General features: G+C 70.3%; 17 protein-coding genes and 1 tRNA gene. 6 read left to right on the top strand and 12 right to left on the bottom strand.

Annotated elements, in window-relative coordinates; translation table 11 throughout:
* Window positions 1-28: 28 nt before the first annotated feature.
* Window positions 29-1663, bottom strand: a complete 1635-nt coding sequence (locus tag HBO46_RS02375) for a carboxylesterase/lipase family protein (protein WP_166137255.1) — start codon at window positions 1661-1663, stop codon at window positions 29-31.
* A gap of 347 nt (window positions 1664-2010) precedes the next feature.
* On the opposite strand from HBO46_RS02375, the gene HBO46_RS02370 reads away from it, so the two are divergent.
* Entirely contained in the window at window positions 2011-3657 is a 1647-nt protein-coding gene (locus HBO46_RS02370; protein ID WP_166137258.1) for a carboxylesterase/lipase family protein, read from the top strand.
* 317 nt (window positions 3658-3974) lie between these two features.
* On the opposite strand, the gene HBO46_RS02365 is transcribed toward HBO46_RS02370, so the two are convergent.
* Together HBO46_RS02365 and HBO46_RS02360 are read right to left on the bottom strand one after the other, a co-directional pair.
* The gene (locus tag HBO46_RS02365; protein WP_166137261.1) at window positions 3975-4577 is read right to left on the bottom strand and encodes a cysteine hydrolase family protein; all 603 of its coding nucleotides are present in this window, start codon (window positions 4575-4577) and stop codon (window positions 3975-3977) included.
* A 276-nt stretch (window positions 4578-4853) separates the two neighbouring features.
* A tRNA-Tyr gene (locus HBO46_RS02360) sits at window positions 4854-4936 on the bottom strand.
* A 131-nt stretch (window positions 4937-5067) separates the two neighbouring features.
* Here HBO46_RS02360 and HBO46_RS02355 point away from each other — a divergent pair.
* Together HBO46_RS02355 and HBO46_RS02350 are read left to right on the top strand one after the other, a co-directional pair.
* Entirely contained in the window at window positions 5068-5559 is a 492-nt protein-coding gene (locus HBO46_RS02355) for a YajQ family cyclic di-GMP-binding protein (protein WP_166137264.1), read from the top strand.
* A 248-nt stretch (window positions 5560-5807) separates the two neighbouring features.
* Window positions 5808-6332, top strand: a complete 525-nt coding sequence (locus HBO46_RS02350) for a hypothetical protein (RefSeq protein WP_166137267.1) — start codon at window positions 5808-5810, stop codon at window positions 6330-6332.
* Between the two features lie 612 nt (window positions 6333-6944).
* Here HBO46_RS02350 and HBO46_RS20725 read toward each other — a convergent pair.
* The 5 genes from HBO46_RS20725 to HBO46_RS02325 all read right to left on the bottom strand — a co-directional run bounded on the left by HBO46_RS20725 (window position 6945) and on the right by HBO46_RS02325 (window position 11906).
* Window positions 6945-7646: a hypothetical protein gene (locus HBO46_RS20725; protein WP_243731551.1), complete on the bottom strand. Its 702-nt coding sequence runs from the start codon at window positions 7644-7646 to the stop codon at window positions 6945-6947.
* Window positions 7647-8079: 433 nt separating this feature from the next.
* Window positions 8080-9051, bottom strand: a complete 972-nt coding sequence (locus tag HBO46_RS02340) for a sulfate/molybdate ABC transporter ATP-binding protein (protein WP_166137270.1) — start codon at window positions 9049-9051, stop codon at window positions 8080-8082.
* Window positions 9052-9133: 82 nt separating this feature from the next.
* Window positions 9134-10009: a sulfate ABC transporter permease gene (locus HBO46_RS02335; protein WP_317983889.1), complete on the bottom strand. Its 876-nt coding sequence runs from the start codon at window positions 10007-10009 to the stop codon at window positions 9134-9136.
* Window positions 10002-10853, bottom strand: coding sequence for a sulfate ABC transporter permease subunit CysT (gene cysT / locus HBO46_RS02330; RefSeq protein ID WP_166137273.1), 852 nt, complete (start codon window positions 10851-10853; stop codon window positions 10002-10004). The genes HBO46_RS02335 and cysT overlap by 8 nt, the downstream gene beginning before the upstream one ends.
* Window positions 10854-10877: 24 nt before the next feature.
* Complete coding sequence (locus HBO46_RS02325; protein WP_166137276.1) at window positions 10878-11906, bottom strand: sulfate ABC transporter substrate-binding protein; 1029 nt, start codon at window positions 11904-11906, stop codon at window positions 10878-10880.
* Window positions 11907-12290: 384 nt separating this feature from the next.
* Here HBO46_RS02325 and HBO46_RS02320 point away from each other — a divergent pair, with 384 nt between their 5' ends.
* The 3 genes from HBO46_RS02320 (at window position 12291) to rarD (ending at window position 16463) form a co-directional block, all read left to right on the top strand.
* Entirely contained in the window at window positions 12291-14294 is a 2004-nt protein-coding gene (locus HBO46_RS02320) for a 2-oxoacid:acceptor oxidoreductase subunit alpha (RefSeq protein ID WP_166137279.1), read from the top strand.
* A complete protein-coding gene (locus tag HBO46_RS02315; protein WP_191480192.1) occupies window positions 14291-15403 on the top strand; it encodes a 2-oxoacid:ferredoxin oxidoreductase subunit beta in 1113 nt (370 codons plus the stop codon). Before HBO46_RS02320 ends, HBO46_RS02315 begins: the two co-directional genes overlap by 4 nt.
* A 148-nt stretch (window positions 15404-15551) precedes the next feature.
* The gene (rarD, locus tag HBO46_RS02310) at window positions 15552-16463 is read left to right on the top strand and encodes an EamA family transporter RarD (protein WP_166137282.1); all 912 of its coding nucleotides are present in this window, start codon (window positions 15552-15554) and stop codon (window positions 16461-16463) included.
* Between the two features lie 52 nt (window positions 16464-16515).
* Here the strand turns inward: rarD and HBO46_RS02305 are convergent, their stop codons facing one another.
* Genes HBO46_RS02305 through nuoL form a run of 4 tightly spaced genes read right to left on the bottom strand, consistent with a single transcriptional unit; the run spans window position 16516 to window position 22677 of the window.
* Window positions 16516-17511: a polyprenyl synthetase family protein gene (locus HBO46_RS02305; RefSeq protein WP_397186567.1), complete on the bottom strand. Its 996-nt coding sequence runs from the start codon at window positions 17509-17511 to the stop codon at window positions 16516-16518.
* Window positions 17508-19097: an NADH-quinone oxidoreductase subunit NuoN gene (gene nuoN / locus HBO46_RS02300; protein ID WP_166137285.1), complete on the bottom strand. Its 1590-nt coding sequence runs from the start codon at window positions 19095-19097 to the stop codon at window positions 17508-17510. Before nuoN ends, HBO46_RS02305 begins: the two co-directional genes overlap by 4 nt.
* Window positions 19097-20755, bottom strand: a complete 1659-nt coding sequence (locus HBO46_RS02295; RefSeq protein ID WP_166137288.1) for an NADH-quinone oxidoreductase subunit M — start codon at window positions 20753-20755, stop codon at window positions 19097-19099. The genes nuoN and HBO46_RS02295 overlap by 1 nt, the downstream gene beginning before the upstream one ends.
* Entirely contained in the window at window positions 20755-22677 is a 1923-nt protein-coding gene (gene nuoL, locus HBO46_RS02290; RefSeq protein WP_166137291.1) for an NADH-quinone oxidoreductase subunit L, read from the bottom strand. The genes HBO46_RS02295 and nuoL overlap by 1 nt, the downstream gene beginning before the upstream one ends.
* Window positions 22678-22679 lie beyond the last annotated feature (2 nt).

Here is a 22679-nt window from a genome sequence, read left to right as displayed (position 1 = left end):
GCCGGACCCCTGCCACTTCGACCCCTGCTCAGGCGTCGGGGAGGCCGTCGAAGAAGTCGCAGTTGTGCTCCTCCCGCAGCCCCGTGACCACCCGGATCCGGGGCGCCAGCTTGAGCGCCCGGTCGCCGGCCACGGTGTAGCGCGGCCAGAAGACCTCACCTCGCGGGCGCGGGCGACCGGTGCGCGCGAACGCCGTCCAGTAGTCCTGCATCGAGCGCGCCAGGCGCCGCTCACGCGCGGTCAGCGGGCGGTCGCCGAGGGTGAAGTCGAACAGGTAGGCCAGCTCGGCGCTGTGCGCGCTGGACATGTCGGTCCCGGCGGGCTGGAACCCGAACAGGGTCGGGCTGGTCGGGTCGTCGAACTCATAGCGGTAGACCGGGACCCGCTGGCCGGCGAACAGACGCGCGTTGGCGTCCATCGTGCAGCCGGCGCCCGCGTCGGTGCGCATCGCCGCCAGCGCGTAGAACGGCTTCTCGTAGTCCTCGGCCGGGTACTCCTCGAGCACCATCCGCCCGGCCTGCTCACCGAACTGCGCGATCACCATCGCCTCGTACTCCTCGGCGCCGATGGCGGCGTACTGCTGGTTCTGCAGCTTCTGCTCCCAGCGGGTGTTGCCCATCATCACCGGCACCTTGTGCCAGCGGCCCGCGGCGATCGCGTCCCCCGGAGCCTCCGGGAGCGCCGCTGCACCGACGTACGCCGAGGGCCGGCTGGTGGCGAACTGCCGGACCATCGCGGCCGGCCACGCGTGGCGCAGGCACCGCAGCTGGTCCGGGCCGGCCGGGCAGCCCAGCGCCGCGGCGTACGCCTCGCTGCGCTGGTGCGCCTCCTCCGCCGTGGTGCCGCCACCCAGGCAGGGTGAGCTCTGCATGACGGCCCGGTGGAACATCCCGCGAGTCAGCGGCGTCGCCAACAGGTTGCAGACCGCGCGCGACCCGGCGGACTGGCCGAAGATGGTCACGTTGCGACGGTCGCCACCGAAGGCGCCGATCGACTTGCGCACCCAGCGCAGCGTCTGGACCTGGTCGAGCAGGGCGAAGTTGCCGCCGGTGGCCGGATTCTCGGTGTCGAGACCCGGCAGCGCGAGGTTGCCGGACGCGCCGAGCCGGTAGTTCGTGCTGACCACGATCACGTCGTTGCGCTCGGCCATGGTCTGGCCGCCGTAGAGGACACCCGACCCCTGGGTCCCGGCCCCGCCGTGGAAGAACACCATCACCGGCAGCCGCCGGCCCGCCGGGACGCGCGAGGGGCGGTAGACGTCGAGGTAGAGGCAGTCCAGGCTGGTCGGCTGGCCGTTCTTGACCCCGGTGGGCTCGAACTGCAGGCAGGCGGCCTCCTGCTCGGTGGCGTCGCGGACCCCGCGCCACGCGGCGGGCTCGACCGGGGCCTTCCACATCCGCCCGTAGACCGGCGGCTTGGCGAACGGGAGCCCCAGGAACGCCTGCGCGCCCCCGACGGACCTGCCCCGCACCGCGCCGTACGGCGTGCGGACGACGAGGTCGGCGGCCGCGGCGCGCATGCCCTCGTCGCGCTCACCGGAGGCAGGTCCCGGCGCGAGCACGGAGAAGGTGGTCGCGACGACGGCGCCGAGCGCCAGCGCCGCTGCCCAGGAGTGCCGCCTCGAGCGGCCGGTGCGTGAGCGCACCATGGGTGGACGGGTCATGAGGACAGCTCCCTTGCTTCCTTCCCCGGGACCGGGGAACACCGAGACCGGACCGGCCGAGCGCCGCAACCGGGCGGCGGGAGCCGTTCACCGACGGTGGCAGCGCGGCCGCAGGCCGTCAAGAGTCGACGACTATCCGCCACCTCCACGGGTGAGGCCATGCAAAACGTTCATTGGTTGATGATTCTTCGGCCAGTTCGGCAATCCTTGACAGCCCTGAAGTCACCTCCTAGCCTCCCGAATGTGATACGCGTCACATCCTCGGCGGCGGAGGCGCCGGGACCCACTCGTCGGTTCCCGGGCTCCGCGGTGCTTCACCGGGAACGCCTTTCTCGGAGGAGACCAGGGTGAGAAGAGAACGATGGAAGACCCTGCGGGTCGCCGTGCTCAGCGCGGCCCTCGCGACGGCTGTGACAGTGCCGGTGAGCGCGCTCGCCACCGGCGCTCCCGATGAGCAGAAGACCCGGACCTCGGCGCGCGACGCCTTCCGCGGTCAGCACCCCGTCGTCCGCACCGACAAGGGATTGGTGCGCGGCGAGGCGGCGGCGATGGTGACGTCGTTCAAGGGCATCCCGTACGCCGCGCCGCCGGTGCGCGACCTGCGCTGGCGGGCACCCCGGCCCGCGCAGGCCTGGTCCGGGGTCCGCGACGCCACCGAGTTCGGCGGATCCTGCGTGCAGGGCACCGGCTGGGACCCCGGCTACGACAAGCCCACCCTGACCGAGGACTGCCTCTACCTCAACGTCTACCGCCCCAGCGGCAGCCGCTCGAAGAACCTGCCGGTGTTCGTGTGGAACCACGGCGGCGGCAACGTGGGCGGGGCCGGGCGCGACACCGATCCGTCGAAGTTCGTGACCCGCCGAGACGTCGTCTACGTGACCATCAACTACCGCATCGGCGCGATGGGGTGGCTGGACACGCCGGCACTGGAGGCCGACAACCGGGACGGCTCGACCGGCAACTTCGGACTGCTCGACCAGCAGGCCGCGCTGCGCTGGGTCGAGCGCAACATCCGGTCCTTCGGCGGCGACCCGAACAACGTCACCCTCGCCGGGCAGTCCGCCGGCGCCAGCAACACGGTGGCGCAGCTGGCCTCGCCCGGCGCCCGTGGCCTCTTCGACCGCGCCGCGCTCCACAGCGGCGGCGGCAACCCGGCGCGGACCCTCGAGGCCGCCCGGACCAGTGGCGAGCGGTTCGCCGCCGAGCTCGGCTGCGCCGCCCCCGCCACCCAGGTCGCCTGCCTGCGCGCCGCCTCCCCCGCCGAGGTCCTGGCCGCACAGACGACCGTGCGCCAGTCCGGACCGGTGGCCGGGACCCGGGTGCTGCCGAGGGACCCGGTCGAGCTGATGAAGGCCCGCCGCCTCACCGACCTCCCGGTCATCGTGGGCGCCAACTCCGATGAGTCGCAGCAGAGCGTCTTCGGCGCCTACGACTACGTCGGCAACCCGATCACCCCGGAGATGTTCGACGAGCTCCTCACCACGACGTACGGCGAGCAGGCCGACCGGGTCCGCGCGGCGTACCAGGTGGAGGACTACTTCTCCCCGACCGTCGCATGGGGTGACGTCCAGAGCGACCAGCGGGCGTGTCGGGACCAGACCCTGCGCGACCGGTTGGGCGCGGACACCACGACCTACGCCTACGAGTTCGCCGAGCAGGACGGGCCGCCGTTCACCTCGATCTGGCTCCTCGACACCGACTACCCCTTCGGCGCGACGCACGTGAACGAGCTGGGCTACCTGTGGGACTACCTCGGGACCTCGCTGCCGCTGTCCACCGACCAGCTCGCGCTCTCCGACCAGATGATCAGCTACTGGGGCGAGTTCGCCCGCGATGGCAGCCCCGACCCGCGCTACGCACCGCACTGGCCGCGCTACCGCCCCCAGGGGCGGATGCTGCAGTTCACCGCCCCCACGGCACGGGTCGTCACCCACGCCGCGATCGACGCGCAGCACGGCTGCGGCCTGTGGGACGAGGTCGCACCGGCGCCCTGAGACCGACAGGGGGCGCCTGGACCGCGAGACCTGTGGCAGTCCGAGATCGTCGGGTCGCTCAATCGGGCGCAGCTCCGGCTCAGCGGAGTGATGATCGGCCACTGGCCACGACCGCGAGCAGCGGCTGCCGTTCCTCGCCGGCGGGCGCACCCGGGTGATCGCGGGAGACGCGTTCGTGACCGAGCACCACTGCGACATGTGGCTGGGCTGAGCCCGAGACGACAGTCCTGCAGCGGACGTACCGAGCGCCCCCGGTCCTGGTGGACCGGGGGCGCTCCACATGGCGTCCGGGGTGGCAGCCGCGGGCCCCGGGTCCCTCAGGACCAGTGCGCCAGCACGTCCTCGACGGAGGTCACCCACCCGAAGGTGAAGCCGATCGTGGTCAACGCGTGGTCGTGGCGCGCCACGTCGTACTCCGCGCAGGCGTCGGCGGGCACGTGCACCCGGTAGTCGCGCTGCCCCGCGTCGCGTGCGGTGGTCTCCACGCAGATGTTGGTGGTGACGCCGGCGATCACGAGCTGCCGGATGCCCTGGCTGGTGAGCACGGGCTCGAGCTGGGTGCCGTAGAAGGAGCTGGGACGCGACTTGTCGATGACCACCTCGCCGGATCGCGGCGTCAGGGCCGGGATGATCTCCGCATCCCAGGTGCCGGTGACGAGCGCGTCGACCTCCCGCATCTGCGGGAGGAGCTCGGTGGGCAGCAGTCCGCCGTCGAGGTGGCCGGGCAGGTACACGTAGCGCGTGAAGATGACCGGGATCCCGGCCGCGCGGGCGCCGGCGACGAGCCGTTCACACCCCGCGATCGCCGGCTGGAGGCTCTCGTGGGGCATGCCCATCCTGGCCATGGACCCGGCGGGGTCGAGGAAGCCGTTCTGCATGTCGACCACGAGCAGCGCGGTCGCGTCGCCGGACAGGGACATCCTCACCTCACGGGAGCGGGGCGTGTCGGTCGCCCGGGAGGCGCCAGTGAACCGCAGGGTGGTCTGACGTTTCAAGGACCCTGCTTGCCACGGTCGCCGTGGCGCGGACCTGTCGAGCGCATGCGGGCGCAGACCGGTAGTCCGACACACCAGGGTCGTCGATCGCGGATTTCTCGACCCCTGTGTGGCGGACTATCCGAACGACGCCGTCCGCGAGCGCTGCGTACCCGGAAAACCACAAGCGCCCCCGGTCCTGGTGGACCGGGGGCGCTGCTGTGGCAGGTGAAGGATTCGAACCTTCGAAGGCGTAAGCCGACGGATTTACAGTCCGCTCCCATTGGCCGCTCGGGCAACCTGCCTCATGGTGCTGCCGGCCCGGCTTGGCGGGACGACAACGAGACGAAACAATAGCGTAGGCACAACCGCAGATGAAAAATGCCGGGGTGTCCGTCCCGGTCGGGACGGTCCCGGCCCCAACCGAGGAGCAGTCATGGCCGACTCGTCGTTCGACATCGTGAGCAAGATCGACCGCCAGGAGGTCGACAACGCGCTGGGCCAGACCGCGCGCGAGATCGCCACCCGCTTCGACTTCAAGGGCACCGGTGCCACCATCGAGTGGGCCGGCGAGCACGCCATCGAGATCTCCGCCTCCGCCGACGACCGCGCCAACGCGGTCCTCGACGTCTTCAAGGGCAAGCTGGTCAAGCGCGACGTGAGCCTCAAGGTCCTCGACGCCTCCGAGCCCCGCCCGTCGGGGCAGCTGTCGAAGATCTCGATCACGCTCAAGGAGGGCATCTCCTCCGAGGACGCCAAGAAGATCTCCAAGCTCATCCGCGACGAGGGCCCCAAGGGGGTCAAGGCGCAGATCCAGGGCGACGAGCTGCGGGTCAGCTCCAAGAAGCGCGACGACCTCCAGGCCGTCATCTCCCTGGTCAAGGGCCAGGACCTCGACTTCGCGGTGCAGTTCACCAACTACCGCTGAGCCGTACGCCGGGGCGCTCGCCCGTCTTCGCACGCACTGTCGACGCTTCGCACGCCGTACAACGCGCGTGAAGCGTCGATAACCCCGCGTTACCAGCGGGGGCAGGGACAGGACCGCCCGCCTGAGAAGGGGTGCAGTCTCCTCAGGCGGGCGGCGAGCACCCCTCCGCTCCCGTTAACTCCGAGGACCGACCACAGGGTGCTCGGACTCGCGACGAGACAGCCAATTGCACGCGTACTGTGCGCCACGTGGAGTCTCTGCGCTTGGTAGATCACCTACACCAGCATCTGGGCGGGCCAGTGTCACCATCGAACGAGCACGCATTCCGGTCACTGGTGCTTGAGCGTGCGACGATCCTCGACTTGACGATGAACGACGTCCTAGCGGTCCGAGCGGCGCGGCACATCTTCCTTGCCTCAGAGCTCGCTGCTGAGGTCTACAGCCGGTTACCGGCGAGCGTGCGCATCGACATGATCGAGAGCATCATCCGGCGCCACGACCCCGACCGGTGGCCCTTTGTCGTCCCGGTGCTCACTCGAGTCATCGCTCTTCGCAACCAGTTGGCCCATGGGATGCCCACCTGGGAGCAGGGCGAGATGCACGTTCACTCCTACAACCGTGGCAAGCACACCGTGCGTAGGTACAAGCCGGATGCCCTCGGGTGGCTCGTCTGGCAGGCAGAGGTCGTGAGCGGAGAACTCAATCAGCTCTGGGCCCACCTGGTCCCTGCCGACGAGGAATGGCATCGCACCCACCCGGTTTACGCGATCTGAACTCCCACCACTGACCGCTATGGGACGGGCCGCAAAGCCCACCAGAGTGGCCGCGGGACTAGCGTCGACTGGCCGCAACGCCAAGCTCGCCTGCGCTGTCGACGCTTCGCACGCCGTAAACACGTGCGAAGCGTCGATAACCCCGCGTTGCACGGGACCGAGACAGGACCGCCCGCCTGAGGAGGGATGCAGTCTTCTCAGGCGGGCGGCGTTCAGGGGGTGGCGGGACTAGCCCGCCACGGGGACCAGCGCCGTCGTGGTGCCGACGGCTCGCCAGTACGTAGGTCCGCGAACGCACAGCAGGCGAAACGCGACCGGAGCCTGCCCGGTTCGCCCCGACGGCCCGCCGACAACCAGCGAGGCGAGCGACGATGACAGCAGCCCAGGGTCCGCAGTCATCGCAAGATCGCGTAACTGCTCACCCAACGCGCATCGCGTCCCGCAACCGAAACGGGACTTCCACCAGAACGTTGCCACCGCGCTGCCTAAAGGACGGCACCTGCGCCAATCCGCCAGGCGGAGGACCGGCATGCCGAGCGCCGCCACAAGAACGCCGATCACTCACAACCGAGTACCACCGTCAGGAACCGGCAGCCTGCCAGGGATACACGCCTAGAAACGGTCACCCCATTCTTGGCGCGCGTCCTGATAGGGGTCGGACATTTGAATCCGCTTACCTGCTTGTTGAGAGATGAGGAGCCGCTTTACCTCCCGAACGACCCCGTCCCGCGCTGCCCGATGGGCGTCGAAGATCGGGATCACCTCGAGATAGATCCCATCCCAACCGGCCTCGCTCAGAGGCGTATATTCGCCGAACCCGTCGATCGTTCGAGCGTCCTGGAGGGCGACGGCCGTGCGGCAGAACGTCGAGTACGCGCGCCGCATTCCTTTTAGACCCACCCCCCGAGGGGCGTCTGCTTCCAGTTTCGTGAACAGCCACCCCAGAGCAACCATCTCGCGGTCATGCGCCGCGAAGGCGGCGTCGATGAGTCGATGCGCGTCGCTGATGCCCTGGTGCCACGCCAGTTCCGGCGTCCCGGACTCGTACTCGTACTCGTAGACCTCGTTCTTCTGTGCGGGGGTGAGTTGCCATGTCTCACGCGCATGAAGGAGTTTCTGGACCGCCTGATCGATCGCGTCCAGAGAGCCCCGCTCTTTGATGAGCACCTTCTCCCCGAGTTCGATCAGCGTCGCCTCCCAACGCTCGTTACGGCGGCGGCGGATATCCACCCGGGGAACAATCACGAGTTGCACGACAGCGCTCACGACGAGAGCAAGCAAGGCCGAGATAACGGCGGCGGCGACAGCTTCCACCCGCTCACTCTCCCGCATCTGCGCCTTGCCCGTAGGGAGCTCCGGCCACCTAAGCTCACAATTCCGCTCTACCGACAGCATGGGCGCGTCGACGTCGCGCCGATGTGGAAGGTGGCGGACACTCGTGTCCGTCACAGAGCGAGCGTTGCTCAAGCGGCCCACAGCCGATTCGGTCGCGTAGTCCATGCTGGAGATCTGCGGCGCCAATGGAGCACAGACCCGGGCAGACACTGCCCCTCAATGAGAGGCATCCGCCGCGGCATCCCGGGGGCAAATGGCGAGCCGCAGCGTACCGATGGGCCCGACTCGGGCGTACGGACGGCCCGACCCCAACGGTGCGGACCCTCGACCCGACGCAGCCCCGGACGCAGGACCGCCCGCCTGAGAAGGGGTGCAGTCTCCTCAGGCGGGCGGCGTTCGGGGGTCGCGGGCGTCAGCCCGCCACCGGGACCGGGGCCGTGGTGGCCCCGGCGGCAGGAGCCAGCCAGACCTGCTGGCCCTCGGCCAGGCCGAGCTGACGTACGCCGGTGCGGGTCATGAGCACGGTGACGTCGCCCTGGGCGGTCGTGACGGTGATGCGGACCTCGAAGCCCACCCGCAGCAGGCGGGTGATCGTGCCCGGCGTGGACAGCGGGTCCCCGGGCACCAGCGCGACGTCGATGTCGTGCGGGCGCAGCCGGAGGTTGTCCAGCACCGTCACCTCGCCGAGGAAGCCCATCACGAAGTCGTTGGCCGGCTCGTCGTAGAGCTGGTCGGGGGTGCCGATCTGCTCCACCCGCCCCTCGTTGATCACCACGATCTCGTCGGAGACCTCGAGAGCCTCCTCCTGGTCGTGGGTCACGAAGACCGTCGTCACGTGCACCTCGTCGTGCAGGCGCCGCAGCCAGTCACGCAGCTCCTTGCGGACCTTCGCGTCCAGCGCACCGAACGGCTCGTCGAGCAGCAGCACGGACGGCTCGACCGCCAGGGCCCGCGCCAGCGCCATGCGCTGGCGCTGGCCGCCGGAGAGCTGCGCGGGCAGCCGGTGGGCGAACTGCGAGAGGTGCACCAGGTCGAGAAGCTCCTCGACCCGGCGGGCCACGTCGGCCTTGGGCCGCTTGCGGATCTCCAGGCCGAACGCGACGTTCTTGGCGACGCTCATGTGCTTGAACGCCGCGTAGTGCTGGAAGACGAAGCCGACGTTGCGCTTCTGCGCCGGCAGGTTGGTCGCCTCGACGCCCTCGATGAGGATGCTGCCGGTGTCGGCCGACTCGAGGCCGGCGATGATCCGCAGCAGGGTGGACTTGCCGCCACCGCTGGGGCCGAGCAGAGCGGTCAGCTGACCGCTGGGGATCGACACGCTGACGTCGTCGAGCGCGACGAAGTCACCGAACCGCTTGCTCACTCCCTTGACTTCGATGCTCATGGGTTCACGAACCTTTCGGGGTACGCCGCGCGGCGCGGGACGAGGAGGAAGGCGGGCCCGGACCGGGGACCGGTCAGGCCGCTCACCTCTTCTCCTCCTTGGGACGGATGATCGCGACGATGACGATGCAGGCGACGGAGACCATCGCGAGCAGGAAGGCCACCGCGTAGGCGCCCTGCTGGTCGAAGTTGAGGTACTTCTCCTCGACCACGAGCGTGGCGGTCCGGGTCTCGCCCAGGACGTTGCCGGACACGACCTTCACCGCGCCGAACTCGCCCAGGGAGCGGGCCATGCTGAGGACGACGCCGTAGACGACCGCCCACTTGATCGCCGGCAGGGTGATGCGCCAGAAGGTCTGGGCCGAGCTCGCCCCGAGGCTGCGGGCGGCCTGCTCCTGCTCGGTGCCGATCTCCTCGAGCACCGGCACGACCTCGCGGATGACCAGCGGCAGCGCCACGAAGGCGGTCGCCATCACCAGGCCCGGGGTGGCGAAGATGACCTGGAACCCCGCGCTCTCCAGGGCCGGACCGAACCACCCGTCGCGCCCGCCGTACACCAGCACGAGCGCGACGCCGACCACGATCGGGGACACCGACAGCGGCAGGTCGATCAGCGCGCTCAGGATCCGCTTGCCGGGGAACTGGTAGCGCACCAGGAGCAGCGACATCCCCACCCCGAAGACGGTGTTGATCACCACCGAGCAGACCGCGACCAGCGCGGTCAGCCGCAGCGCGGTCGTCACGTCGGGGTCCTCGAGGATCTCGCGCACCGAGGTCAGCCCGTCGTCGAAGGTGTGGGTGCCGACCAGCACGACCGGCCAGGCGACCAGCAGCACCAGGTAGGTCACCACGACCAGCCGCATCAGGTACGTCGCGGGGCTCTTCGGGCGCCAGCGTCGCCGCGGCGCCCGCGGCGGAGCGACGCGGACCGGGCGATCGGCCACGTTGGTCTCAGCCACGGGACGCCACCTTCCGCTGGATGACGTCGAGGGCGACGATCACGGCCAGCGAGATCACCAGCAGCACGGTGGCCACCGAGGCCGCGCCGGCCAGGTTGTCGTTCTCGACGCTGCCGAGGATGCGCACCGAGACCACCTCGGTCTTGAACGGCAGGTTGCCGGACAGCAGCACCAGCGAGCCGTACTCGCTCACTCCGCGCGCGAACGAGAGCGCGGCGCCCGCGGCGATCGCCGGGACGAGGCTGGGCAGGATGACACGGCGAAACGTCGTGAACCTGCTGGCGCCGAGCGACGCCGCGGCGTCCTCGACGTCCTTCTCCAGCTCCTCGAGCACCGGCTGCACCATGCGCACCACGAACGGCAACGTGACGAACAGGAAGGCCAGGAACACCGAGGAGCGCTGGTTGGCGACGTCGACGCCCAGCGGGCTGTCGGTGCCGTACAGCGAGAGCAGCACGAGGCCGGCCACGATCGTGGGCAGCGCGAACGGGATGTCGATGAGGACCTCGAGGGCCGCCTTGCCGGGGAACCGGTCACGGACCAGCACCCAGGCGATGAGCGTTCCCATCACGACGTTGACGAGGGTGACGAGGGCCGAGGTGAGGACGGTCAGCCGGATCGCCGAGGCGGTCTGCTCGTTGGTGATGGTGGCCCAGAAGCTGGCCCAGCCACCCTCGGCGGCGGTGATGATCACCGCGCAGAGAGGGATGAGGACGAGCAGGCTGAACCAGATCATCGCCACACCCAGGCCCAGGCCGGAGGCCTTGGTCAGGTTGGTGGGCGTGGACGACCGGCGGGGACGCTTCCCCGCCGGTCGACCACTCGCGACAGTGGTCGTGGCCATGACGAACGCCAGCCGAGAGACTGGTCAGTCCGCCTTGCCGGAGGCCGCGATGGCCTTGGTGATCAGGCCGTCCTCCTCGTCGAAGAACTTCGTGGAGACCGTGTCCCAGTCACCGAAGTCCTTCTCGACCGTCAGCAGGTTGGGCACGGCCGGGAACGGGTCGCTGGGGTCCTTCGCGCCCTCCACCGTGCCGCCGTAGTCCACGTCGTCGCGGATCGGGCGGAAGCCGGTCAGCGCGAACTGGCGCTGGCCCTCGTCGCTGAGCACGAAGTCCAGCCAGTCCTGGGCGACCGGGTCGGCGTCCTTGAGCACGGCGCCCGGGTTCTCGATCAGCAGCGTGGTCTCCGGGATGATGTACTCGAAGCCCTCGTCGTTCTGCGCGGCGAGGATGGCCTCGTTCTCGTAGGCCATCAGCACGTCGCCGGTTCCGCCGAGGAAGCTCGTGGTCGCATCGCGTCCGCTGCCGGGCAGCGAGACCACGTTGGCGAAGAACTTGTCGACGTAGGTCTTCGCGTCGGCCTCGGTGCCGCCGTTCGCGACGACCTGGCCCCAGGCGGCGAGCGCGTTCCAGCGCGCCGCGCCGGAGGAGGCGGGGTTCGGGGTGACGATCTCGACGCCGGGCTTGATCAGGTCGTCCCAGTCCTGGATGTCCTCGGGGTTGCCGTCGCGAACACCGAAGACGACCACCGAGCGCGACACGACGCCCTTGTTGTCCCCCGCGTCCCAGTCGGCGTCGACCAGGCCGGCGTCGACCAGGCGGGTGACGTCGCTGGCGACGGAGAAGTGGACGTAGTCGGCGTCCAGCCCACTCTCGACCGCACGGCTCTGGTCGCCGGAGGCGCCGTAGGAGGTCTTGAACCGAATCCCCTCCCCCTCGTCGGTCTTGTTGAACTCCTCGCCGATCGCCTTGTTGGCCGCCTCGGGGACGGCGAAGCCGACGATGCTCAGCGTGTCGCTGTCGCCACCGTCGGCGTCCCCGCCGCATGCCGCGAGCGACAGCGCCAGGCCGCCGGCGAGGCCGCCGGCCAGCCAGGTCTTCAGGTTCCGCTTCATGATCTGCACCCTTTCGTCGCCGCGGCACTCACCGAGGCTCATTACTTAACTCGCCCAGATTACTCATGTTTGTCGTCTTGGTGCACATCAACCCGCCGAAAAGGTCGAGATCGGTCTGGACCGATCGAGCGGCGCGCAGCGCGGGAGCTCGCCAGAGGCAGGCCGGAGGAGGGGGAAGGTCGAGACGGCGACCACCCGTCCGGACAGGTGAGACGAATCGGCTCGGCCGCGTCGGCGAACTATCGTGGTGAGGACCGCATCGACCGGAGCGCGGGATCGTATATTCGATACGACCTACTCCTAGTACGATCGGCTGGACGTCTGGTCGACCGAGGCATCGGCGGCCAGCAGGCGACTTAAGACAGCAAGGGAAGTGGGCGCGAGGTGTCCAGCGAGACCACCAAGCCGGTCAAGCAGCTCGACCGGGTGATCATCCGTTTTGCCGGTGACTCCGGTGACGGGATGCAGCTGACGGGTGACCGATTCACCCAGGAGTCGGCGTCGTTCGGCAACGACCTGGCGACCCTGCCGAACTTCCCCGCCGAGATCCGGGCCCCTCAGGGCACGATCCCGGGGGTGTCGTCGTTCCAGGTGCACTTCGCCGACCACGACATCCTCACCCCGGGCGACGCCCCCGACGTGCTGGTCGCGATGAACCCGGCCGCGCTGCGCGCGAACCTCGGCGACCTGCCCAAGGGCGCGACGATCATCGTGGACACCCACGACTTCACCAAGCGCAACCTGGACAAGGCCGGCTACAGCGTCAACCCCCTCGACGAGGACGACGACACGCTCGCGGAGTACGCCGTGCAGCCGGTCGACCTGACCGGGATGACGATCGAGGCGGTCAAGGAGTTCGGGCTCTCGCGCAAGGACGCCGCGCGTGCGAAGAACATGTTCGCCCTCGGCCTGGTCTCCTGGATGTACGGGCGCCCCACCGACTCCACGATCGCGTTCCTGACCCGTCGTTTCGCCAAGGTCCCCGCGATCCGGGACGCGAACATCACCGCGTTCAAGGCCGGCTGGTACTTCGGTGAGACCACCGAGGCGTTCGCGGTCTCCTACGAGGTCAAGCCGGCCCCGGTGGCCGCGGGCACGTACCGCAACATCACCGGCAACCTCGCGCTGGCCTACGGCCTGGTCGCGGCCGGTGTGCAGGCCGACCTGCCGGTGTTCCTGGGCACCTACCCCATCACCCCGGCCTCCGACATCCTGCACGAGCTGAGCAAGCACAAGTCGTTCGGCATCACCACCTTCCAGGCCGAGGACGAGATCGCCGGCATCGGTGCTGCGATCGGTGCGTCCTTCGGTGGCGCACTCGGCGTGACCTCGACCTCGGGTCCCGGTGTGGCGCTGAAGTCCGAGGCGATCGGGCTGGCGGTGATGACCGAACTGCCGCTGGTGGTGGTCAACGTCCAGCGCGGCGGCCCCTCGACCGGTCTGCCGACCAAGACCGAGCAGTCGGACCTGCTGCAGGCGATGTTCGGGCGCAACGGTGAGTCCCCGGTCCCGATCGTCGCGCCGCAGTCACCCGGTGACTGCTTCGACGCCGCGATCGAGGCCGCCCGGATCGCGGTCACCTACCGCACCCCGGTGATGCTGCTCTCCGACGGCATGCTCGCCAACGGCTCGGAGCCCTGGCGGGTGCCCGAGACCGCCGACCTGCCCCGCATCGAGGCCAACTTCGCCACCGGCCCCAACCACGTGTCGGCCAAGAACGCCAAGGAGAACGGCCCCGACGCCGAGCCCGACGAGTTCTGGCCCTACCTGCGCGACGAGGAGACGCTCGCGCGCCCGTGGGCCATCCCCGGCACCGCCGGCATCGAGCACCGCATCGGCGGCCTGGAGAAGGCCGACGGCCACGGCAACATCTCCTATGACACCGACAACCACGACAAGATGACCCGGCTGCGCCAGGCCAAGATCGACCGGATCGCCGACTCGCTGCCTCCGCTCGTGGTCGACGACCCCTCGGGTGCCGCCAAGGTCCTCGTCATCGGCTGGGGCTCCACCTACGGCCCCATCGGCGCCGGCATCCGTCGCGTCCGCAAGGCCGGCTTCAACGTCGCCCAGGTCCACCTGCGCCACCTCAACCCGTTCCCGAAGGACCTCGGGGAGATCCTGAAGCGCTACGACAAGGTGCTGGTCCCCGAGATGAACCTCGGCCAGCTCTCGCTGCTGCTGCGCGCGGAATACCTCGTCGACGCGATCGGCTACAACCAGGTCCGCGGCCTGCCGCTGAAGGCCGCCGAGCTCGCCGAGACCATCGCCGAGCTCGTGGCGAAGGCCGAGGGCGTCCCGGTCGACCTGTCGAACACCGACACCGACGACACCGACGCCAACCCCGTCAGCACCCACACCGCTCAGATCGCGGAGGCGAAGAAGTGACGACCACCGACCCCGGCACCGACCTCGGGCTGCCCGCGCTGCGCACCGGCACCGAGCTGGTCCCCAGCACCGACGCCACCCAGACCGGCAAGGACTACACCTCCGACCAGGAGGTGCGCTGGTGCCCCGGCTGCGGCGACTACGCCGTGCTCAAGGCCGTCCAGGGCTTCCTTCCCGGCCTCGGGCTGCGCCGCGAGAACATCGTGTTCGTCTCCGGCATCGGCTGCTCCAGCCGGTTCCCCTACTACCTCGACACGTTCGGGATGCACTCCATCCACGGCCGCGCGCCCTCGATCGCCACCGGCCTGGCCACCGCGCGCGAGGACCTCTCCGTGTGGGTCGTCACCGGTGACGGCGACGCCCTGTCCATCGGCGGCAACCACCTGATCCACGCCCTGCGCCGCAACGTCAACATGACGATCCTGCTGTTCAACAACCGGATCTACGGCCTCACCAAGGGCCAGTACTCCCCCACCTCCGAGGCCGGCAAGGTCACCAAGTCCACTCCCATGGGCTCCGTCGACCACCCCTTCAACCCGGTGTCCCTGGCCCTGGGCGCCGAGGCCTCCTTCGTGGCCCGCACCATCGACTCCGACCGCAAGCACCTCACCTCGGTGCTCTCCGCGGCCGCCGCCCACCGCGGCACCTCGCTGGTCGAGATCTACCAGAACTGCCCGATCTTCAACGACGGCGCGTTCGACGCGATCAAGAACAACGACACCAAGCACGACGCGATCATCCCGCTCGTGCACGGCGAGCCGATCCGCTTCGGCGCCACCCTCGAGGACGGCCTGGGCCACAAGGGCCTGATCCGCGACCCCGCCACCGGCGGCGTCACCGTCGCCGAGGTCTCCGAGGTCGGCACCGACGCGATCCTGGTCCACGACGCCCACAACCCCGACCCGTCGATCGCCTTCGCGATCTCGCGGCTCACCGAGATGGGCTACCTCAACCAGACCCCCATCGGGATCTTCCGCCAGGTCGAGCGCCCCACGTACGACGACCAGGCCCGCGCCCAGATCACCACCGCCAAGGGCGGGCACGACGACAACCCCAGCGACCGCCTCGCCGCCCTCATCGGCGGCGGCGACACCTGGACCGTCGTCTGAGCACCGTCTGAGCAACAGCACGACCACCGGGGCCCCCGCCGATCGGCGGGGGCCCTGGTGCGTCCGGGCACCGCGCTGTCCCCGTCGTCCGCCACGCCCCCCGTGGGACGCCTGACGACGACACGTAGCCGCCGCCTATCCTGCTCGGGTGCTGGAGCATCGTCGGGGTCTGCTGTTCGGTGCCGCGGCGTACCTCATGTGGGGCGCGTTCCCGCTGTACTTCCCGCTGCTCGAGCCCGCGGGCGCCGTGGAGATCCTGGCCCACCGGGTGGTGTGGTCGGCGGTCACGATGGGCGTGATCGTGCTCGTGCTGCGGCGCGTGGGCGCCGTGCGCGCGGTGCTGGCCGACCGGCGCAGCACGCTGCTGCTGGGGCTCGCGGCGGTCGTGATCAGCGTCAACTGGGTGACCTACATCTGGGGCGTCAACAACGGCCGGGTGGTCGAGGCCTCGCTGGGCTACTTCATCAACCCGCTCGTGACGGTCCTGATGGGCGTCATGCTCCTCGGGGAGCGGCTGCGCCCCCTTCAGTGGGGCGCGATCGGGGTCGCCGCGACCGCGGTGGCGGTGCTGACCTGGGACTACGGGCACCCGCCGTACGTCGCGCTGGTGCTGGCCTTCTCGTTCGGCAGCTACGGACTGATCAAGAAGACCGTCGGTGTCGGCGCGATCGAGAGCCTCACCGTGGAGACGGCCCTCCTGGCGCCCCTGGCGACGGCGTACCTGGTCGTGCTCGGCGTGGGCGGCACCGCGCAGCTCGGCCAGCACGGGATCGGCCACGTGCTGCTCTTCATGAGCGCCGGGGTGGTGACCGCCGTGCCGCTGCTGTGCTTCGGCGCCGCCGCCACCCGGATCCCGATGGTGACCCTGGGGCTGCTGCAGTACCTCACGCCGGTGCTGCAGTTCGCCTGCGGCGTGCTGATCTTCGGCGAGCAGATGCCGCCCGCGCGCTGGGCCGGCTTCGCCCTCGTCTGGCTCGCGCTGGCGGTGTTCACCGTCGAGGCGCTGCGCCACCGCCAGCGTCAGCTGCGGCTGGCCGTCGACGCGAGCACCGCGGCCTGACACCCCGAGACCCGACGCCCCGAGACCGGGCCGCCGGGTCAGTCGGTCGGGGTCAGGTGCTGCGGATGGCGACCGCGTCGGCGAACGCCTCGAGCGCGTCGCGCACCGGCCCCTCGGGGACGGCTGCCAGGCGCGCCTTGGCCTCCTGGGCGCGCGCGACGACGTAGGCACGGGCCTGGTCCATCGCCGGGTGGCGGCGCAGCAGCTCCAGCGCCTCGGCGTGCAGGGCGTCGTCGCTGAGGTCGGCGTCGAGGAGCTCGAGCAGGCGGGCGTCGGCGGGGTCGGTGGAGGCCTTGGCCATCAGCACCGGCAGCGTCGGCACGCCCTCGCGCAGGTCGGTGCCGGGCGTCTTGCCCGACTCCGCGGTCTCCGAGGCGACGTCGAGGATGTCGTCGGAGAGCTGGAAGGCGCTGCCGACGATCTCGCCGTACTCCGCGAGCGCCTCCTCGACCTCGCGCGGGGCACCGCCGAAGCGGGCGCCGTAGCGCGCGGAGGTGGCGATCAGCGAGCCGGTCTTGCCGGCGACCACCTCGAGGTAGTGCTCGAGCGGGTCCTCGTCGGGCCCCGGCGCGACGGTCTCGAGGATCTGGCCCTCCACCAGGCGGGTGAAGGTCTCGGCCTGGATGCGCACCGCCTCGGAGCCGAGCGTGGCGGTGAGCTCGGAGGACTTCGCGAACAGGAAGTCACCGGTCAGGATCGCGACCAGGTTGTCCCAGCGCGCGTTGGCCGAGTCGGCCCCGCGGCGCAGGGCCGCCTCGTCCATGACGTCGTCGTGGTAGAGCGACCCGACGTGGGTGATCTCCACGATGCAGGCCGCGGTGACCACGGCGTCGTCCGCAGGCCGCGGGCCGGTCTCGGCCGCGAGCAGCACGAGGAAGGGGCGGAACCGCTTGCCGCCCGCGTCGAGGAGGTGGCTGGCCGCCTCCGTGACGTAGGGGTAGCGGCTCTGGACGTGTGCGTAGAGGGCCTTCTCGACGACGGCGAGGCGTTCGCGCAGGCGCGCTTCCAGGGCCGGATCGGTGACGGGCAGGGCCAGTGTGGAGCTCACCTGAGGAATTGTCCCGCATGGGCCGCGAGATCGAGCACGGGGCCGGGCACCAGACCCAGGACGAGCGTCCCGACCACCCCGATGGCGATCACCGCGGAGGTCGCCAGCGACGGGGTCACCACGCTGGCGACCTCGCCCTGCGGCTCGGTGAAGAACATCAGCCGGATCTGGCGGACGTAGAAGAAGATCGCGATCGCGCTGGCGGCGATGGCCACCGCGACGACCGGCCAGGCACCCGCCGACATGGCCACGGTGAACACCGCCCACTTGCCGACGAAGCCGGCGGTCAGCGGGATGCCGGCCATCGAGAGCAGCAGCAGCGCGAAGCAGCCGGCGACCAGCGGCGAGCGCCGGCCGAGGCCTGCCCACCGCTCGAACGACGTCGCCTCGCCGCCGGCGTCGCGCACCAGCGTGACGATGCCGAAGGCCGCGACCATCGCGAAGCCGTACGTCGCCAGGTAGAACAGCACCGCCTGGAGCGAGGTGACCTCGCCGACCGCGAGGTCGGAGGTGGCCTGCACCCCGAGCACGCCGGTGAGCAGGAAGCCGGTGTGCGCGATCGAGGAGTAGGCGAGCATCCGCTTCACGTCGCGCTGGGCGACGGCGAGCACGGCGCCGACCAGCATGGTGAGGATCGCGACCACCCACAGCATCGGCTGCCAGTCCCACCGGTTGGCGCCGAAGGCGACGTGGAAGAGGCGCATCAGGGCGCCGAAGGCCGCGATCTTGGTGCACGCGGCCATGAACGCGGTGACGGCGGTGGGCGCACCCTGGTAGACGTCGGGGGTCCAGGCGTGGAACGGCGCGGCGCCGACCTTGAACAGCAGGCCGACGGCCAGCATCCCGATGCCGATGAGCAGCAGCGCGGAGCTGCCGCCGCCGTTGCGGACCGCCTCGGCGATCCGCTCCAGCTGCATCGACCCGGCGTAGCCGTAGGTCAGGGCCACGCCGTAGAGGAAGAACGCCGAGGAGAACGCGCCGAGCAGGAAGTACTTCAGCGCGGCCTCCTGGCTCAGCAGGCGGCGACGGCGCGCCAGCCCGCAGAGCAGGTACAGCGGCAGCGAGAGCACCTCGAGGGCGATGAACATCGTCAGCAGGTCGCCGGAGGCGGGGAAGAGCATCATGCCGCCGATGGCGAACATCATCAGCGGGTAGACCTCGGTGTGGTCCAGGCCCTGGTTGGACGCGCGCCGCTCGGCCTCGGTGCCGGGCAGCGCCGCGGCCTGGCCGGCGAAGGCGGACAGCCCACCCTCCAGGCGGCGCTCGGAGAAGAGCATCAGCCCTCCGGCCGCGAACACCAGGATCAGGCCCCACAGGAAGACGCTGGGGCCGTCGACCACGACCGTGCCACCGGCGGCGACCAGGCCGCGCGCGGCGCCGTCGGCGATCACGTCGAGCCGCGTGGCGACCCACACCGTGGCGGCGAACGCCGCGATCAGTCCGACACCGGACAGGGTGAGCTGGATCGGGCGGCGCAGCGGGCGCGGCGCGAACGCCTCCACGAGGACGCCGACGACGGCCACGGCGAAGACGATCAGCAGCGGCGCCAGCTCGGCGTACTCGATGGTGGGCTTGACGAACTCCATCAGTGGCCTTCCTCGGTCTCGCCGACAATGGCGGTGCTCTCGTCGACCTCCGGCGGGTCGTCACTGACCCCGACGTGGCTGAGCAGGGACTCGACGGTCGGGTTGCTGACGTCGAGCATCGGCATCGGCCAGAAGCCGAACAGCACCAGGCCCACGACCAGCGGTGCGGCGGCGACGACCTCGCGGACGCTGAGGTCGCGGGTGGTGAGGGTGTCCGTCGGGGCGCGCGTTGCGACCGACGGGGCGGTGCCGGGCGCGGGAGCGCCGGCCGGTGCGCCGACGGCCACGGGGGTGCCCGGCTCCCCGATCGGCTCCCCTGCGGTCGCCTCGACCTCCGGGCGGCCCGGGCCGGTCATGATCCGCTGGTAGGCCCACAGCACGTAGATCGCCGCGAGCACGATGCCGGTCACGGCCACCGCACCGGCGAGCCAGTGGTAGTCGAACGCGGCCACGATGACCAGGAACTCCGAGACGAACGGGCTCAGGCCGGGCAGGCTCAGGGTCGCGAGACCCGCGATGAGGAAGAGCCCGGCGAGCACCGGCATGGTGCGCTCGTAGCCGCCCATCTCGCTGATCAGCGTGGTTCCGCGGCGCCGGATCAGGTAGCCGGCCACCAGGAACAGCGCGGCGGTGCCGAGGCCGTGGTTGACCATGTAGAGCACCGCACCGCTGCCGCCCAGGGTGCTCATCGCGAAGATGCCCAGGGTGATGAAGCCGAAGTGGCTCAGCGAGGTCAGGCCGATCAGGCGCAGGATGTCGTCCTGCCCGATGGCCACCAGCGCGCCGTAGACGATCGAGATCAGCGCCAGCACGACGACCAGCGGGGTCGCCCACTGCGAGGCCTCGGGGAAGATGCCGAGGCAGAAGCGCAGCATCCCGAAGGTGCCGATCTTGTCGAGCACGCAGACCAGCAGGATCGAGGTGCCCGGGGTCGCCTTCTCGGTGGTGTCGGCCAGCCAGGTGTGCACCGGGAACAGCGGCGCCTTGATCGCGAAGGCGATGAAGAACCCGGCGAACAGCCAGCGTCCGGCGGTGGTGTCGATGTCCAGCGCCATCAGGTCGCTCAGGAGGTACGACGGGGTGCCGGCGTCGGCCGACACGACGTAGAGGCCGATGACCGCGGCGAGCAGCACCAGGCCGCCGACCAGCTGGAACATCAGGAACTTCACCGCAGCCGCCGAGCGGCCGACCTTGCCGAAACCGCCGATCAGGAAGTAGGCGGGGATGAGCGTGGCCTCGAAGACGACGTAGAACAAGAACACGTCGGTGGCGGTGAAGACCGCCAGGGAGAGGCCCTCGAGGGCCAGCGTCCAGGCGACGAAGGCGCGGGGGTTCTCCGCCCCGTCGTCCCAGGCGCCGAGGAGGACCACCGGGACGAGCACCACGGTGAGCAGCACCAGCAGCAGGCCGAGCCCGTCGATGCCGAGGGCGTAGTGGACGCCGAAGGCCTCGATCCAGGTGTGGGTCTCGGTGAGCTGCATGCCGCCGTCGGCGTCGAACTGGGCGGCGATCGCCACGGCCACGGCAGCGCTCAGCAGCGCGACGCCGATGCCGACCTGCTTGAGCAGGGTCGCGGAGGAGCGCGGCAGGAACGCCACCACGAGCGCGCCGAGCAGCGGGACCGCGAAGAGGACGGTGAGCCAGGGAAGGTCGGACATCAGATCGTCACCGCCAGGAGGGCCAGGACGACCAGCAGGCCGCCGCCGAGCACGGACAGGGCATAGGAGCGGACGTAGCCGTTCTGGGCCCGCCGGAGCCCGCGGCCGAGGCCACCGACCCCCGCCGCGATCCCGGTGAAGAAGCCGTCGACGACGCGGCGGTCGGACGTGGTGAGGCCACGGGCCAGCGCGGCGCCGGGGCGGACCACGAGGGCGTCGTTGACGACGTCGCCGTACAGGTCGGCGCGGGCCGCCCGGGTGGCGAGCGAGACCCGCTGCGGCGGGGTCACCGGCACCTCGTGGCGACCGACGAGGAACCAGGCGAGGGCGACGCCGACCGCGACGACGGCGACCGCCAGCGCGGTCACCGCCAGCACCGGGATCGGCGGCTCGTGGTGCTCGGCGGTGCCCACCACCGGCGCGAGCCAGTCGACGATCCAGTCTCCGAGCAGCAGCACGCCACCGAGGACCGAGAGCGCGGCCAGCACGATCAGCGGCACGGTCATCACCGCGGGCGACTCGTGGGGGTGCGCGTCGTCGCGCCAGCGCTTGGAGGTGAAGAAGGTGAGCAGCATCAGCCGGGTCATGTAGAAGGCGGTGATGCCGGCGCCGAGGAGGGCGAGCAGCCCGACCAGCCAGCTGTCGGCGAGCGCGGTCTCGATCAGCTTGTCCTTGGACCAGAAGCCGGAGAAGCCTGGGAAGCCGATGATCGCCAGGTAGCCCATCGAGAAGGTGAGGAAGGTGATCGGCATCGCGTGGCGCAGGGCGCCGTAGCGGCGCATGTCGACCTCGTCGTTCATGCCGTGCATGACCGAGCCGGCGCCGAGGAACATGTTGGCCTTGAAGAAGCCGTGGGCGAGCAGGTGGAAGATCGCGAAGGCGTAGCCCGCGACGCCGAGCCCGGCGCCGAGCATCATGTAGCCGATCTGGCTCATCGTCGAGCCGGCCAGCACCTTCTTGATGTCGTCCTTGGCGCAACCGATGATCGCGCCCCACAGGAGCGTGACCACGGCGACCACGACGACCGCGGTCTGGGCGTCGGGAGCGCGCTCGAAGACGAAGTTGGAGCGGACCACCAGGTAGACGCCTGCGGTGACCATGGTCGCGGCGTGGATCAGGGCCGAGACCGGGGTCGGGCCCTCCATCGCGTCCAGCAGCCAGGCCTGGAGCGGCACCTGGGCGGACTTGCCGCACGCGGCGAGCAGGAGCAGCAGCCCGATCGCGGTGAGCGTCGACTGCGACGCGCCGCCGGCCAGGGCACTCACGCCGCTGAAGCTGGTGGTGCCGAAGGTGACGAAGAGCAGCGCGATCGCCAGGGCCATGCCGATGTCGCCGACGCGGTTGATGACGAACGCCTTCTTCGCCGCCGCGGCCGCACTGGGCTTGTGCTGCCAGAAGCCGATCAGCAGGTACGACGCGAGGCCCACACCCTCCCAGCCGAGGAACAGCACCAGGTAGTTCTCCGCCAGGACCAGCACGAGCATGGCCGCGACGAACAGGTTGAGGTAGGCGAAGAAGCGCCGGCGCCGCGGGTCGTGGCTCATGTAGCCGATCGAGTACACGTGGATCAGCGCGCCGACGCCGGTGATCAGCAGCAGGAACAGCGCCGACAGCGGGTCGTAGAGGAGGTCCATCCCGACGTCCAGGCCGCCGACCTGGATCCAGTCGTAGAGGTGGCGGACCACCTGCCGGTCGTCGTCGGGACGGCCCAGCAGGTCGATGAAGAGCACCACGCTCATCACGAAGGAGCCGGTGATGGTCGCGGTGCCGAGCCAGTGGCCCCAGCGGTCGGTGGCGCGGCCGCCGAGCAACAGGACGACGGCGCCGGCCAGCGGCAGCGCGACGACCAGCCAGATCAGCGACTGGACGCCGTCCGCCGCGGCCGGGTCGACCAAGGGGACGCTCTCTGCGAGGGCATACATCG

The organism is Nocardioides ochotonae (genome assembly GCF_011420305.2).
Classification (GTDB): domain Bacteria; phylum Actinomycetota; class Actinomycetes; order Propionibacteriales; family Nocardioidaceae; genus Nocardioides; species Nocardioides ochotonae.
Note: the sequence above shows the minus strand (reverse complement) of the source record. Positions and strands in the feature narration are given on the sequence as shown.